Source organism: Rhizobium sp. Root1220 (genome assembly GCF_001426265.1).
GTDB lineage: Bacteria > Pseudomonadota > Alphaproteobacteria > Rhizobiales > Rhizobiaceae > Rhizobium.
The window spans coordinates 40,234-55,207 of sequence record NZ_LMDG01000035.1 but is presented as its reverse complement, the minus strand read 5'-3'; the positions used below and the strand labels follow the sequence as shown (position 1 = coordinate 55,207).

Genomic DNA, 14,974 nt, shown 5'->3' with positions numbered 1-14,974 from the left:
CGCAATTCCTTTCCTCGACGTCACCCCTTGATGCCGGCCGACAAGGTGATCGCTTCGGTCACCCTGCGCTGGAACACGAGATAGGCGATTGCGACAGGCAGGCCGGCAAGCACGGCCGCGGAGAGCTGTCGGGCATAATAGACCCCGAAGGCATCGTTGACCTGCGTAATGCCCACGGTGATGGTCATCATGTTGGTCTGCGTCACGGCCAGGAATGGCCAGAGAAAGGCATTCCAGGACCAGATGAAGGTGACGATCGCAAGTGCCGCCGTGACCCCCCAGTTCATCGGCAGGTAGACCCTCGTCAGAATGCGCCATTCCGATGCATTGTCCATCACAGCGGCCTCGCGAAAATCCTTCGGCACCCCGTCGAAGAACTGCTTGTAGACGATGATGATCACCGGATGGATCAATTGCGGAAGAACGATGCCGCTCCAGGTGTTGAGAAGTCCGAGGCTTGCGATAAGTTCGAAGTGATTGACGATCATGGTCTGCATGGGAACCATGAAACTTGCCAGGATCAGCCACCAGAGCGGGCGCCGGAGCGGAAATTCAAGCTGCGAAATCGCATACCCGCAAAGCAGAGACGATGCGACGGTCAGCACCGTGATCGCCAGCGCCGTAACGATCGAGTTCACGTACCAGGTGCCGATCTGTGTCTGGGTCAGTGCAAAGACGTAATGCGAGATGGTGAAGGTGTCCGGCCACAATTCGATGTACGGCCGGACAACCTCGTCCTCCGGTTTCAGGGAAGAAACGACCCCCCAGTAGAGCGGAAATGCCCATAGCACGGCGATGATGACGGTGGTCAGCGTGATGGCAAAACCCGCCAGGTTGAGCCGCTTGGCCGTGGTCGGGCTCATCGCGCGCCTCCTTTCGACAATCGTGTGAGTTGGAAGTTGATCACCGAGACGACGATGACAATCACGAACAGGACGACTGCCGCTGCGGCTGCGCGACCTCCCTGGTCGGACTGGAAGGCACGCTGGAAGACATAGTACACGAGAACGAGATTGTCGTTGGGGCGGCCACCCGTCGAAAACAGATAGACCTGATCGAAGATCTTCAGTTGCAGGATCAACTGGATGGTGAGAACCAAGGCCGTGATTGGCCACATCAGCGGCCAGGTGATCCGCCGCAACGTTGCCCATCGACCCGCATTGTCGAGAGCGGCTGCTTCGTAGATCTCCGCCGGGATTGCGCGGAGGCCGGCGAGAAACAGAAGAATGGAGAAGCCGGCAGTCCACCAGATGGTGATGAAAGCGACAGCCGGCATGAACCAGGTCGTCGATTTGAAAACCGGCACCCGGCTTATGCCCACCATGTCGAAGAGATACATTGCGATGCCGAACTGGAAATTCAGTGTCCAGTCCCAGATCAAGTAGACGACCGACACCGGGAGAATATAGGGCAAGAAGAACAGCGCCAGCACGAAGGCCTGCAGCCGTCCGGCAAGCCGGTTTATTCCGAGCGCGATGGCAAAGGCTGCAAAGGTCCCGGGTACGACCGTCAGCAAGACGAAATAAGCGGTGTTCCACAGGGCTATGTTGAAGCGCCGTTCGCCCCATAGGCGCGCATAGTTTTCAAACCCGACATAGGCGCCGCTGCCGATCAGCGGGGCATCCGTGAAGCTGGTGATGAAGAGGTTGACCATCGGGTAGATGAAGACCAGACCGTAGATTGCGACGAAAGGCGCGACCAACACGGCGGCGATCAAGGCCTCGCTTCGTTTGTTCCTGAGCATGGTTGTCGCAAGCTTCCGTCGTTCCAGAAAGACGCCATCCGGGGCGTCGGGAGGGTCTCGACAGGCCGCGGCAACGCACCGCGACCTGTCGAGGGAGGTATCAGAGATCGTTGAGTTCGACCTTGATTTCCTTGACGGCTTCGGCCGGATCCATCTCGTTGTTGAGCGTGGGGACGAAGTAAGTGGACATCACGTCAAAGATCGGTCCGGCCACGCCGGCAAGCGGCGTCTTCGGATCGAAGATCATGTGGGCTGTCAGCGGAGAATAGCTCGCGTTCGGCTCCATGGCCTTGTATTCGGCACTTTCCGTCACCGGCCCGTAGGCCGGGATGTGGCCGGCACTTGCCCAGTAGAGCGAGTTCTTGGAGAGCCATGAGATGACTTCCAGGACCGCGGCTCTTTTCTCTGCCGTCATTTCCTTTCCTTTGTTGGCAGGGATGGCAAACGTGTGGCTGTCCGCATAGGTCGAAGCGTGGTCGAAGAGCACTGGAAGTTCCACAGCACCCCATTCAAAGAGTTTACCCTGCTTCTTAAGGTCGACCATGGTCGGCACTTCCCATACCCCGTTGATCATCATCGCGGCCTCACCCGAGGTGAAGAGTGCGACGGTCGCCGGATAGTCGGTATAGGTGGACTGCAGGCCATCCTTGGTCCAGCCCTGGAGAAGGGCGAGCGCGTTTTGCAGTTTCTCCCCGTTGTCACCGGCGAGGAATTCGCCGTCGGTCAACAGCTCTCCGTCCTGTTGGCCCATGAGAGAGTAGATTGTCCGGAACATGAAGTTGCCATCGGCGGTAACCGATCCGAGCGGGAACTTCACGCCAGCAGCCTTCAACCCTTTCAGGGTCGCTTCGAAGTTCTCGCGGCTGTCGAGCCCTTTCGGCTTGCCGTCCTCGGTCAGTAGGCCCGCCTTCTTCAGAATATCCTTGTTATAGTAGAGCACGATCGGATGGGTATCGAAAGGGACGGCATACTGCTTGTCGTCGATCGAGACGGCGCCCCACGTGGTTTTGGCATAGGCGTCTTTCGCAAGACCCATCTTGGACCAGTCGTCCGCGGTGATCTCCTGCAGAATCCCTTGCTTGACCGCCAGCGGAATGCGGCTGGCATGATAGGTCATGATATCAGGTGCCTCGCCGACCGATGCCGAGGTCTGGACCTTGGAATAAAACGGTGTTCCCCATTCCAGAGTGGTTGCCTCGATCTTGATCTTCCCATCATGGGCCTTGTTGAAATCGGCGATCATCTGCTTCATGCGCACGCCGTCACCACCGCTGAGGAAATCCCACCAGGCGACAGTTTCCTGCGCATGCGCAGCCGACCCGAAGAGCGCGGTTGCGACCAGCATGCACTTTGCAAGTTTGAGCATTCTCATCGTATTTTCCTCCCTTTTCTGCTCGCGGCCTCCCGCCGCTCACATGTTTCACCCCAAAGTCAAAGCGTGATCCTGATCATCGAGTAAGAGTATGGAGGCACGGTGACCTGTGCGCCGTTGCCTGAGATTGTCGCGCCGTTGGCCTTCACCGGGACAACCGTCTCCGGTGCATCCTTTGTGTTGCGGGCCTCGAGATCGTCGTGCTTGATCAGCGTATGCTCGACACTTTTGGCCTTGCCGAAACCCTCGACACAGAGATCGATCGTCATGGCCTCCTCGCCGTGGCGGTTGATCGCGAAGAAAGTCAGCGTGCCTGCGTCCGCGTCATGAACGCCGGCGATGTCCAGGTAGGAGACACCTGCGGCGATATCGGCGTCGTAGTGGGCGCAGTCGACATCGAGGCGAAGAGCCGTGCCGCGTCCATGGTTGGACGCGAACTGGAACGGAAAGTAGATGGTCTGGCGCCAGGCAGCGCCGCCCGGGGCGGTCATGATCGGCGCTATGACATTGACCAGCTGCGCTATGCAGGCGATCCGCACCACGTCTGCCCTTCGGATGAAGGTATTGAGGATGCAGCCGACCTGAAGCACGTCCTCGAAATTGTATACGTCCTCCAGCAGCACTGGCGCATGCGGCCAGTCCCACTCCTTCATGCGCTTGGAGTCGCTGCGTCGCTCGTGGTACCAGACGTTCCACTCGTCGAATGAGATGCGAACATCCTTCTTGGAGCGCTTCTTCGCCTTCACATAGTCGATGACGCCGCCGACCGTGCCGATGTAGCGATCGAGTTTCTCTGGGAGGGCCAGAAACTCCGAGGTCTTTTTCTCGTAGTTCTCGAAATACATGTGCAGCGAGATGTAGTCGACCTGATCATAGGTCTCTTCCAGGACCGTCGCTTCCCATTGGGGATAGGTCGGCATGTCGGAATGTGACGAGCCGCAGACGACGAGTTCCAGACTGTCGTCGAACGCGCGCAGCGCCTTTGCCGTCTCGTTTGCCAGGTGACCGTATTCCACCGCGGTCTTGTGGCCGACCTGCCAGGGGCCATCCATCTCGTTGCCAAGGCACCAGAGTTTCACATTCCAGGGATCGGCCTGCCCGTTCTTGCGGCGAAGGTCAGACCAGTAGCTGCCGCCTGGATGGTTGACGTATTCGACAAAGTTGCGCGCATCATCCAGCCCGCGGGATCCAAGATTGACGGCAAGCATCATCTCGGTGCCGGCAGCTTTCGCCCAATCCGCAAATTCGTGAATGCCGACCTGGTTGGACTCGGCCGTGCGCCAGGCCAGATCAAGCCTGGTGGGGCGTTCACTCTTGGGACCGATGCCGTCTTCCCAGTTGTAGGCAGAAACGAAATTTCCGCCCGGATAGCGGCAGACTGGCGTGTCGAGCCCTCGAACCAGATCGAGAACGTCACGGCGCATGCCGTTTTCGTCAGCCGTCGGGTGTCCCGGCTCGTAAATGCCCGTGTAGACGGCCCGTCCAAGGTGTTCGAGAAAGGATCCGTACAATCTCTTGTCGATATCCGCGATCGTATAGCGCGCGTGCGCCGTAACTCGAGCCTCCATGCTCCCCCCATTTTGTATATCGAATTATCCGGTTTGTATCCGTCAATGCGGTATAATAAGCCCTGAGCAATTGCGTTCGTCAAGTGCTGCCGAGACGTCCTCGCGAAAATGCAACGAGGATTCGCTTTGAGCATACCATAGGTAGCGGAGACAGACGCTGTCTCAGCTTCGAATGCTCCCGCAGGCACATTCCCCAATAGGTCTTCCCTGGTATTTATCATCGATTTAGATGATGCTAATACTGGAGAGTGGCTTAGTCGTTGGCAGGCCAATTCGGGCCCGGAACGGAAGCCAGACCTTGGGGGGAAAAAATGAAAGTCACACGTCGTACCGCGTCGCTCGGCGGCCTCGCATTGCTTTCTGCAACCTCGTTTTCACCTGCGCATGCTCTCGACGATCCGCTCCTTGATCCCTTCGAGGGGAAAAGCGATTTTTGGCTTGCGGTCGATGCATACATCTACGGCTATCCGCTGGTCACAATGGAGATGACGCGGCGGGTCATTACCAACGTCGCCAAGGTCAAGGGCACGAAAGGGCCGATGGGCCAGATCATCAAGTTGCGCGAATACCCAGACGCATCGTTTACCGATGTCACGGCGCCAAATGCGGATACGCTGTACACGACAGCGTTCATCGACGTGGAGAAGGAACCGTGGGTGCTATCGATCCCTGAGATGAAGGACCGGTATTTCCTGTTCCCGTTGCTCGATGGATGGACCACCGTCTTTGAGGTGCCGGGCAAGAGAACGACAGGCGGTGGAGCGCAGACATACGCCATCACCGGTCCCGGCTGGAAAGGAAAACTGCCTGACGGCGTCACCGAATACAAGGCGACGACCAGCATCGTGTGGTTACTCGGACGCATTTACTGCACTGGCACGCCGGAGGACTACAAGGCGGTGCACGCCTTGCAGGACGAATGCAAGCTGGTCCCGCTGAGCAGCTACGGCAAGGAATGGACTCCCCCGCTCGGGAAGGTCAATCCCAAGATCGATATGAAGACGGCGGTCCGCGAGCAGGTCAACGCAATGGATGCGGTCGAGTATTTCACGCTGCTCAGCGAGTTGCTGAAGACCAATCCGCCAACTGCCGCCGACGCCGACATGGTGGCCAAGATGGCCGAAATCGGCATTGTTCCGGGACAAGATTTCGACAAGAGCAAGCTGGACGCGCGGTTCATCAAGCGCATCCCGGAGATTGGCTTCGGGCGCATCATGTTGCATTTCAAGCTCAGCGACGGTGACGTCAAGGATATCAACGGCTGGGGCTACACCACCAAGACCGGCATCTACGGCACCGATTATGTGCAGCGGGCTCTCATTGCAGCCATCGGGCTTGGGGCCAACCGCCCTGAGGATGCCATTTATCCGACGTCGACGAAATCGAAAGACGGACTTTTCTCCCGAGCCTATCACGGATCGGAGAACTACGTCGTGAACTTCCCCAAAGGACAGATGCCACCCGTGCGTGGGTTCTGGTCGATAACGATGTATAACGAGAAGTACTTTTTCGTCGAGAATCCGATCGACCGCTACTCGATCAGCGCGCGTCAGGATCTGAAGCCCAATGCGGATGGTTCGGTCGACATCTACATCCAGAACAAATCCCCGGGTTCCGACAAGGAATCCAATTGGCTCCCCGCACCAAAGGGCAAGTTCATTCTGATGATGCGGCTCTATTGGCCGGACGACAAGCCGCCGTCGATACTCAACGGATCATGGGTAATCCCGGCGGTCAAAAAAGCGGGGTAACGCCGCTAGCGTCGTTTTACGGTCCCCTAGAATCCATCCGATTGCGGACGTCAATGTTCGCTATCGGATGGATTGTGTTGAAAACGGCAGATGCTCGAACAACCGAGGCACCGGCTCCACGAGACGGGGCAGGGTATCTTCCTTTTCGAAGCTGCGTTGTATTTCGATGTCGCCACGAACCAACGGATGATGTCCTTGTGCAACGTTGTCAGGCGTCCATTTGCGCAAGCCGGCGACCGAGGTCGAGCTTCGTTGCCATGTGAACCAAATCTGGCAAGGTACGGGCATTCATCTTTCGCATAACCTGTCCGCGATGCGCCTTTACAGTGATTTCGCTGATGGAAAGCTCGTAGGCGACTTGTTTGTTCAGCAGACCCTCGACCACAAACTGCATTACCTGGCGCTCACGAGGCGACAATGAGTGAAAGCGTGTGTCGAGATGTCTTGTCTCGGCGCTTGCATCAATCGCAGAATGGATCTCATTGAGCAGCGTGCTGCCCTCCGCACTTTTCGGTACGAGAGCAACATGCAATTTCGCCGCGTCACCCATTGCAATAGCCTCGTCCGGTCCAGTTAGGAGGATGACTGGCCACCGGATCGCGGCAAGCAAGAGCTGCATCAAGGCTGGCGCCGTAAGGTCGGGAATGCTGGCATCGATCACGACGCATCCAAACGTCTTGGATCGCTCGATCTCAAGGAACTCGCTAGCGGACGTGCAGATGTTCGACCGCCATCCATGCAAGATGACACTGCTGGAAAGGGTTTCTTTGATCACGTCGTCGTTACTGACAACAAAGACCGTCGGAACATCTCTTTCTGGCGCACGATTCTTCATGCTAATACGCTGGAATATATCGCCACTGTACATGCCATTCTCCTGTGCTAGTCGGTGAGAATTTTTTGCGGCTCGCCATCTCTGGATGATTTTCGTTGCCAGTGGTTGAACTGGGCGGTCGCTACGCACTGCATGCATGCTTGTACCGCATCGCGGGAGCGCGGTCGTCTTAAGTGGCATGAGAGAACCTGAAAATTTCTGAAATGCTTGCGGCGATGTGGTGTTTATTTGGCTGTCGGTTCCTTGTGATTTCATAACCCCTAAATTATCATGGTTCAAACAACAGAGAACGGATTGCATTGGGACAGATCGAGCTCGGCCTTTTCGAATTCTGTGGGTGGGAACTCGATCTCGCAAAGCGCGAGCTACGTGCACTCGGAGCGCCTGTTCCAATTGGAAGTCGGGCATTCGAAATTCTGGAGGCGCTGGTCGTTTCCGCGGGAGAGGTGGTCTTCAAAGACGACCTCATGAAACGGGTTTGGCCGGGCGTGATCGTCGAGGACAACACGCTTCAGGTTCACATTTCAGCCATACGCAAAGCTCTAGGCAAGGATCGCAACCTTCTAAAAACGGTGTCTGGCCGCGGGTATCGCCTCCTCGGAAACTGGGCGTGTCATGGTCCGGCGCATCGACCTCCGCCGACGTCCCACGGCCTATCACTGCGTTTCAACGACGAGACATTCCATACAAACATTCCCGCCGCGGCCTCCGATGTCATCGGTCGCGAGGCTGCAATCAGCGAAGTTCAAGCGCTGACATCGGCCTATCGGGTGGTGACGCTAACCGGGCCTGGTGGGATCGGAAAAACCGTGCTGGCGTCGGAGATTGCGCGAAGACTGCTGCCCACGCTCGATTGCAATGCGTTCTTCGTCGAACTCGTCCCGCTTTCGGATCCGGGCTTGGTTCCGACGGCTTTGGCGCAGGCGCTCGACCTTCATCTCCAGGGCGACGAGATTTCCGTGGATCTGGTTGCGCGGGCCATCGGCAGCAGAAAGATGTTCCTGGTCATCGACAATTGCGAACACGTTGTCCATGCAGCGGCAGAGATCATCGAAGCGATCGTCCGGACCTGCAAAAATGTCTCGGTCTTGGCAACGAGCAGAGAGCTTCTGCGCATCGACGGGGAATTCGCCTACCGTGTCCCGCCGCTCGAGGTGCCCGCCGATGGAGAGGCAAGCAATGCATTGCAGCACAGTGCCATACAGCTCTTCGTCGCACGTACGCGCGCCTTGCAGCGGGAGTTTGCTCCCGATCGGGAGAAGCTCTCTGCAATTGCCGGGATTTGCAGGCATCTGGACGGTATTCCCCTCGCGATAGAATTCGCCGCGGCCCGCGCTGCGACACTCGGGATAAAACAAATAGCGGGGAGACTTGACGATCGTTTCGTGCTGCTGACGGGGGGACGACGAACGGCATTGCCACGCCACCAGACGCTACGCGCCACCCTCGACTGGAGCTATGAACTCCTTCCAGAGAACGAACGCCGGCTTCTTTGCAACCTGGCAACGTTTCCTGCCGGATTTACTTTGGACGCTGCGACGGCTGTCGGTAACGAAAGTGAAGCGCAAACAGCTCTCGGTATCTCCAATCTCGTGTCCAAGTCTCTGATAAGTTTCGAGGGTTCCGATTCCGCTCCGCGCTGGCGCCTGCTGGAAACGGTTCGAGCCTATTCGCTGGATAAACTGGGCGTAAAAGAAGACTACCGTCGCACCATGCGCCGTTTTACAAAGTATTTTCTCAAGCTGTACCGGCCATTCTCCGACGAACGCGAACTCCAGGCCGCGATCGAGAACACGGGCATCTACCGGCGAGAAATAGACAACCTCCGAGCCGCATTGAATTGGGCGCTATCTTCCGACGGGGATCGAATTCTGGGTGGCAGGCTCGCCGCCGCTACGACCGATTTCTGGACTGCCATTTCTCTGGTCGGGGAGGGGGGCGAATGGGCACAACGCGCGCTTGATCGCATGGGCGAGGAGAGCGGAACCCGCACGGAAATGATATTGAAATGCGCTTTGGGTTTCGCGTTGATCTACACCGAAGGCATGAGCCGCCGTGGCAGGGAGGTGCTTGTCCGTGCGCTAGACCTGGCGAAGACATTCGGCGACTTCGACTATCAGCAGCGAGTGACCTGCGCACTGTGGCTGTTTTCCGCCCGGTCGATGGAGTTGGGCGATGCCCTTGCCTTTGCGCGGGAGTACGAAAGCGTGGCCAAGGAACGCGACGTGCATTCGAGGGCCACTGCTGCTTGGCTGGTTGGAATACCCGAAACATACCGGGCTGCACACAGGGAAGCTCTGCGGCAGCTTGAATGGGCTGCCGGGCATCTTCCCTCCGACAATCGTCGGAGCGACATGCTCAGACTTGGCGCGGACATCCGGACGTCATCCATGGCCCATAATTCGGTGAACCTGATTTCGCTCGGGATGCTCGATACTGCGGCCCGAACAGCGGAGCTATCCATTCGAGAGGCCCGAGAAACCCGGCAGCCGTTCGTTCTTTGTGTTGCTCTCGCTTGGGCGGCGGCTTTCGTTTCGCTAAGCCTCGATGACCTTGATCGAGCGAAAGAGTGGGGCGACGAGCTCAAGGAACACGCAATCAAACACGGCCTGCGCCCCTTCCATGCGGTAGGCTTGTGCGTCGAAGGCAGCCTCGCATCCAGGCGAGGCAAGCCGGCGGATGGCATCGCCGCTCTCAGGTCGGGTCTCAACGAGATGCGAGAAGCGACGTACCTGTTGTTTTATCCTTTCTTTCTCAGCGAGCTTGCATCAGCCCTGCAGGGTTTGGGGCGCTTCAACGAGGCATTGCTGGAAGTTGGAGGGGCTCTGGATTTCGCAGAGGAGAAGGGCTGCCGATGGATGGTGCCGGAACTCCTGCGAAAGAAAGGAGAAATTCTCCGGGACCAGGGCGCTAGCGCCCCGTCGATTGTCAGGGACCTGCTTGATCAAGCAATGCGACAGGCTGCCGCACAAGGTGCGATCTATTGGCAACTTGCGGCCGGCATAAGCCTCGTTGAATTTCTCGAGGCCAACGGTGAGGAGCCCGACGTAGTCACCACGTTGCTTCCCATCTGCAATCAATTTTCCGAGGGCGCTGCCAACCCAAAATTGTCTCGAGCGAAATTATTGATCGGCCATTCTCCGGCACGCACCTGATCGTTGCAGCCGCCCCGTTCTCCCTGCCTCGGGACTCGGCAGACTGGAGGAGAAGCGTGATCTAGAGGCGAGGTGTGAAGGCCGTCGAGTTCCGACAACGTCATGGTCCGTCCTCACCCGGCGCAGATCATCACGGAACAAAAACTCTCTTCACCCGTTCGCCACCGTCCTCCAAACAAAGACGGCACATGAAGCTCCCCACATCAACCTACCGAATCCAGTTTCGGAACGGCATGACGTTAGACCGCGCGACCGAATGGGTACCTTATCTCAAGAGGCTCGGTATCAGCCACCTCTATGCCTCTCCGATCTTCACCGCAACGTCGGGGTCAACCCATGGCTATGACGTAACTGATTTCAACGAGATCGATCCCGCCATTGGCGGGATGGACGGCTTCCAACGTCTCTGCGCGGCGCTGAAGGATGCCGGTCTTGGCATGATTCTTGACATCGTGCCGAACCATATGGCCGCTTCGGTGGAGAATGCGTGGTGGGCCGATATGCTTAAGCATGGCCAGAAGAGCCGCTACGCGAGTTATTTTGATATCGACTGGAACGAACGCGTAACACTGCCCATCCTCGGCAAGCCTTTTGACAATGCACTGGCTGATGGCGACCTGCGGCTGCAGCGCGATCCGCAGAGCGGTGAGCTGGTTATTTCATATCTTGAGACCACCTTGCCGCTGGAACCGCAAAGCACGGGGGGGATCGTCGGAATTCCGAGCGATACCGCCTCGATCTCGCGCCTCCACGATCTCCAGCATTGGCGCCTCACCCACTGGAAGGAGGCGGCGAAGCATTTGAGCTATCGGCGCTTCTTCGAGGTGACGGGGCTCGTTGGCTTGCGTGTCGAGGATGAAGCGGTGTTCGCTGACTGCCATAGGCTGGTGCTCGACCTCGTCCGCTCCGGCGACGTCGATGGTTTGCGTATCGACCATATCGATGGCCTTGCCGATCCAGCCGCCTATCTCGACAGGCTGCGCGCGGAGACGGGTCCGGAAACCTTCATCGTCGTCGAGAAAATTCTGGGCCGGGGCGAAAGCCTGCCCGAGAACTGGCCTGTCGAGGGAACGACCGGATACGAATTCATCGCGGCGCTCAGCGCAATCTACATCGATGGCGACGGGCTCAGGGACCTCGGCGCCGCCTACGGCGCGATCTCGCCCGAAACCGCCGACTTCGCCGCTGGGCTGCGTGCCGCCAAAAAACGGATGGTGGAGCGTAACTTTGAAGGTGAAGTTTCTCGCTTGGTTCGGTTGGCCGGTATCACCCGGCCCGAGGTGGAAGGATCGAAACTCGCGGCTGCAATCCAGGAGTTGCTGATCGCCTTTCCCGTTTACCGCACCTATGGCCGCGCGCGCGAAATGCAAGCAACGGATTCCAGGCTGCTCTCCGAGATCGCATCGAAAGCCGGAGATAAGCTTTCTGACCGAGAAGCCCTCGATGCGGTAGCGCGGCTGGTCGGCAACGCGTCTCCGTCGGAGGAGTTCCAGCGCCGTTTTCAGCAATTGAGCGGTCCGATCATGGCCAAGGCGATGGAGGACACGCTCTTCTATCGCCATAACCGCCTGCTCGCGGCAAATGAGGTCGGGGGAGAGCCAGGTGAGCCGCCAGGTGGCATAAATGCCTTCCACCAGCTGATGCAGGAACGGGCCGAGCTGCAGCCGCACGGACTTTCGGCCACGTCGACGCACGACACCAAGCGCGGCGAAGACGCTCGTGCCCGCCTCTATGCGCTGAGCGAAGACCCCGGTATGTGGAGCAGCGGCGTCGCCCGCTGGCGGCAGATGAACCGGGACCAGGTGGTCGAGCTTCATGCCGGGGTAGCTCCGGCACCGGATGTGGAGTGGATGCTATATCAAGCGCTTGCAGGCGTCTGGCCGGACGACCTCTGTCAAGGCTTGGACCAAGGATTGAGCAATCGCTTTGTCGACTATGCGGAAAAGGCGGTTCGCGAAGCGAAGCTCCGGACAAGCTGGGATGAACCTGATCCGGATTATGAAGATGCTGTAAGGGCTTATGCTGCGGCAATTTCATCTTTTGCACGCCTCGCCTTTGAAACGGACTTTTCGAAGGTGCTGAAGCCGTTGGTGGCCGCCGGCTACGTGAACAGCCTGTCCCAGACGGCAATCAAGCTGACAGCACCCGGTATTCCCGACATCTATCAAGGCGCCGAGGCTTTGGATTTCAGCTTGGTCGATCCCGATAACCGCCGGCCGGTCGACCTGACGGTGCTTTCCGCCATGCTCGTCGACGGCGGATCTGCCAGCCAACTGACGGCTGCGGCCCTGAAACAGCGAGTCGTCGAGATTGGCCTGCACCTTCGCAACCGTCGCCCCGCCTTGTTCGCCAATGGACGTTACCTGCCGCTGATGGCAACCGGCAGCCGAAAGCAACACGCCGTCGCCTTTGCGAGAGTACTAAACGGAGACTATACGATCACTGTAGCGCCGCGTTTGATGCTGCGACGGGTGGACCCTGGAACGCGCTTTGCAGGTCCGGAATTCTGGGCAGATACCCACATTGTCCTTCCCGAATTGCTTCAAGGCCGGAAATGCGAGCTGTTGACCGGGCGGATCCTCGATCCCGGCGGCATATTGCCGCTTGCCGAACTCTTGGGAGGGCAGCCAGTAGCATTGATCGAGTCTTGCGCTTGAGTACAGCGGGAGGTCGAGCGGAACTTTGCCGCGCAGCGGCTGTTCATCCCCATTCACTCGAATTCCGGGAAGGGCAGCCATGACAGGATTCTCGTTCGGACCAATGCTCGATGAGCAGGGGGTCACGTTCCGGCTCTGGGCACCAAAGGAGGTGTCGGTTTCCCTGCGGTCTCAAGGAACGGACACCCCCATGACGACTGCGGAAGGGGGATGGTTCGAACTCTGTGTCGCAGGGGCAGGGCAGGGCACACGCTACAGCTTCGTGTTGGGCAACGGAACGGCCGTGCCGGACCCTGCGTCCCGCTCGCAGCCCGACGACGTGCACGGCCCGAGCGAGGTTGTCGGTGCCGAAGCCTATCCCTGGTCCAACCCGGATTGGGTCGGGCGACCGTGGAACGAGATGGTGGTCTACGAGCTTCACACAGGCACATTCACGGAGGAAGGCACCTTTCTCGCCGCCATCGAGCGGCTTGACCACCTTTGCGACCTTGGCGTCACGGCTATCCAACTCATGCCCGTCAACCAGTTCCGAGGAAGGCGGGGATGGGGATATGACGGCGTGCTCCCCTATGCTCCGGACGAGAGCTACGGACGGCCGGAACACTTGAAGGACTTGATCGACGCGGCCCATCGGCGGGGCATCTCGGTCTTTCTCGACGTGGTTTACAATCACTTCGGACCCGACGGCAACTATATGCCTTCCTACGCCCCGCTGTTTACCGACAAGCACGCATCGTCCTGGGGTGCCGGCATAAATTACGATGACGAAGGCTCGGCTGAGGTCCGGAAGTTTATCGTCGAGAACGTTGTCTACTGGGTCGACGAGTTTCGGGTCGACGGACTTCGCTTCGACGCCGTACACGCCATCAAGGACGACAGCGATGAACATCTGTTGAAGGCTATTGCCCGAAACGCACGCGCGGCAGCGGGACGCCGCCATCTCCATCTTGTTGTCGAAAACGAGGACAACGCCAGCTCGCTCCTCGAGCGCGACGAAAGGGGGAGAGCTTTCCTGTTTACCGCGCAGTGGAATGACGACATCCACCACGTCCTGCATGCGACGGCAAGCGGAGAGGACTTCGGCTATTATGCCGATTTTGCTCATGACGACGCAAAGCTCGCCAAAGCGCTGGCCGAAGGTTTTGTCTTCCAGGGCGAAGAGATGGCGTATCGAGGAGCACCTCGTGGCGAACCAAGCAGCCACCTCCCGCCGACAGCATTTATCTCCTTCATCCAGAACCACGATCAGATCGGCAACCGTGCGTTCGGCGATCGGTTATCACACACTGCGACACCTGAAGCGATGCAAGCAATCGCCGGCGTCTATCTGCTTTCTCCGCAAATCCCGATGATCTTCATGGGCGAGGAATGGGGCGCCACAACGCCCTTTCCCTACTTCTGCGATTTCGATGACCAGCTCAACGCGGTCGTGCGCCAGGGTAGGCGCGAGGAGCTCTCGAAGTTGCCGGGGTTCAGCGAAAAATGCGCGGAGTCGACGCCCGACCCAGCCGATATCCAGACCTTCCTTTCAGCCAAACTAGATTGGAACGAACTATCCAGCAGCGAGTCTTCTGAGAGGTTTGAACTGTATCGGAATCTCATCCAGATCCGTCAGAGGGAGCTCGTCCCATACCTTGGAGATTGCAAGGCCGTTGGTTCCTCGTCGGACGATGTTCTGAGGGTGACCTGGACACTGGGCGCTGAACGTCGGTTGCAGCTCGTTGCCAACCTGTCGCCATCTTCCAAACCATTTGACGGCATGTTGACCGGCCAGATCTTGTGGTGCACCGGCGGCAGCACGAACACTCGGATAGACCCCTGGACCGTCTACTGGACCGCAGATGAATAGCCGAATGCCTTTGTCCGCGAGAGCTGGGCAGTTGACATGCGGC

At 58.3% G+C, this 14,974-nt stretch carries 9 protein-coding genes; 4 read left to right on the top strand and 5 right to left on the bottom strand.

The window, feature by feature from the left end; all coding sequences use genetic code 11:
• Positions 1-20: 20 nt before the first annotated feature.
• From ASC90_RS23595 to ASC90_RS23580, 4 genes are all read right to left on the bottom strand, one after another.
• Positions 21-863, bottom strand: coding sequence for a carbohydrate ABC transporter permease (locus ASC90_RS23595; RefSeq protein ID WP_056545914.1), 843 nt, complete (start codon positions 861-863; stop codon positions 21-23).
• Positions 860-1,744 (bottom strand): sugar ABC transporter permease, encoded by an 885-nt coding sequence (locus ASC90_RS23590; RefSeq protein ID WP_056545911.1) that lies wholly within the window; start codon positions 1,742-1,744, stop codon positions 860-862. Before ASC90_RS23590 ends, ASC90_RS23595 begins: the two co-directional genes overlap by 4 nt.
• Before the next feature lie 100 nt (positions 1,745-1,844).
• Positions 1,845-3,110 (bottom strand): extracellular solute-binding protein, encoded by a 1,266-nt coding sequence (locus tag ASC90_RS23585; RefSeq protein ID WP_056546373.1) that lies wholly within the window; start codon positions 3,108-3,110, stop codon positions 1,845-1,847.
• A 65-nt stretch (positions 3,111-3,175) separates the two neighbouring features.
• Positions 3,176-4,684: an alpha-N-arabinofuranosidase gene (locus tag ASC90_RS23580; RefSeq protein WP_056545909.1), complete on the bottom strand. Its 1,509-nt coding sequence runs from the start codon at positions 4,682-4,684 to the stop codon at positions 3,176-3,178.
• A 311-nt stretch (positions 4,685-4,995) separates the two neighbouring features.
• Here ASC90_RS23580 and ASC90_RS23575 point away from each other — a divergent pair, with 311 nt between their 5' ends.
• Positions 4,996-6,435, top strand: coding sequence for a DUF1254 domain-containing protein (locus tag ASC90_RS23575; protein ID WP_056545907.1), 1,440 nt, complete (start codon positions 4,996-4,998; stop codon positions 6,433-6,435).
• 208 nt (positions 6,436-6,643) lie between these two features.
• Here ASC90_RS23575 and ASC90_RS23570 read toward each other — a convergent pair whose 3' ends face one another.
• A complete protein-coding gene (locus tag ASC90_RS23570) occupies positions 6,644-7,399 on the bottom strand; it encodes a LuxR C-terminal-related transcriptional regulator (protein ID WP_244480441.1) in 756 nt (251 codons plus the stop codon).
• Between the two features lie 170 nt (positions 7,400-7,569).
• On the opposite strand from ASC90_RS23570, the gene ASC90_RS23565 reads away from it, so the two are divergent.
• The 3 genes from ASC90_RS23565 to treZ all read left to right on the top strand — a co-directional run bounded on the left by ASC90_RS23565 (position 7,570) and on the right by treZ (position 14,931).
• Positions 7,570-10,425: a winged helix-turn-helix domain-containing protein gene (locus ASC90_RS23565; protein ID WP_056545903.1), complete on the top strand. Its 2,856-nt coding sequence runs from the start codon at positions 7,570-7,572 to the stop codon at positions 10,423-10,425.
• 188 nt (positions 10,426-10,613) lie between these two features.
• Positions 10,614-13,082, top strand: coding sequence for a malto-oligosyltrehalose synthase (gene treY, locus ASC90_RS23560; RefSeq protein WP_056545901.1), 2,469 nt, complete (start codon positions 10,614-10,616; stop codon positions 13,080-13,082).
• A gap of 79 nt (positions 13,083-13,161) precedes the next feature.
• Entirely contained in the window at positions 13,162-14,931 is a 1,770-nt protein-coding gene (treZ, locus tag ASC90_RS23555) for a malto-oligosyltrehalose trehalohydrolase (RefSeq protein WP_056545898.1), read from the top strand.
• Positions 14,932-14,974: the final 43 nt, after the last annotated feature.

Excerpts from the sequence above, each read along its gene's own strand:
- ASC90_RS23575 (WP_056545907.1), top strand. The coding sequence starts at position 4,996 with ATGAAAGTCACACGTCGTACCGCGTCGCTCGGCGGCCTCGCATTGCTT.
- ASC90_RS23590 (WP_056545911.1), bottom strand. The coding sequence starts at position 1,744 with ATGCTCAGGAACAAACGAAGCGAGGCCTTGATCGCCGCCGTGTTGGTC.
- ASC90_RS23595 (WP_056545914.1), bottom strand. The coding sequence starts at position 863 with ATGAGCCCGACCACGGCCAAGCGGCTCAACCTGGCGGGTTTTGCCATC.
- treY (WP_056545901.1), top strand. The coding sequence starts at position 10,614 with ATGAAGCTCCCCACATCAACCTACCGAATCCAGTTTCGGAACGGCATG.
- ASC90_RS23585 (WP_056546373.1), bottom strand. The coding sequence starts at position 3,110 with ATGCTCAAACTTGCAAAGTGCATGCTGGTCGCAACCGCGCTCTTCGGG.
- treZ (WP_056545898.1), top strand. The coding sequence starts at position 13,162 with ATGACAGGATTCTCGTTCGGACCAATGCTCGATGAGCAGGGGGTCACG.
- ASC90_RS23580 (WP_056545909.1), bottom strand. The coding sequence starts at position 4,684 with ATGGAGGCTCGAGTTACGGCGCACGCGCGCTATACGATCGCGGATATC.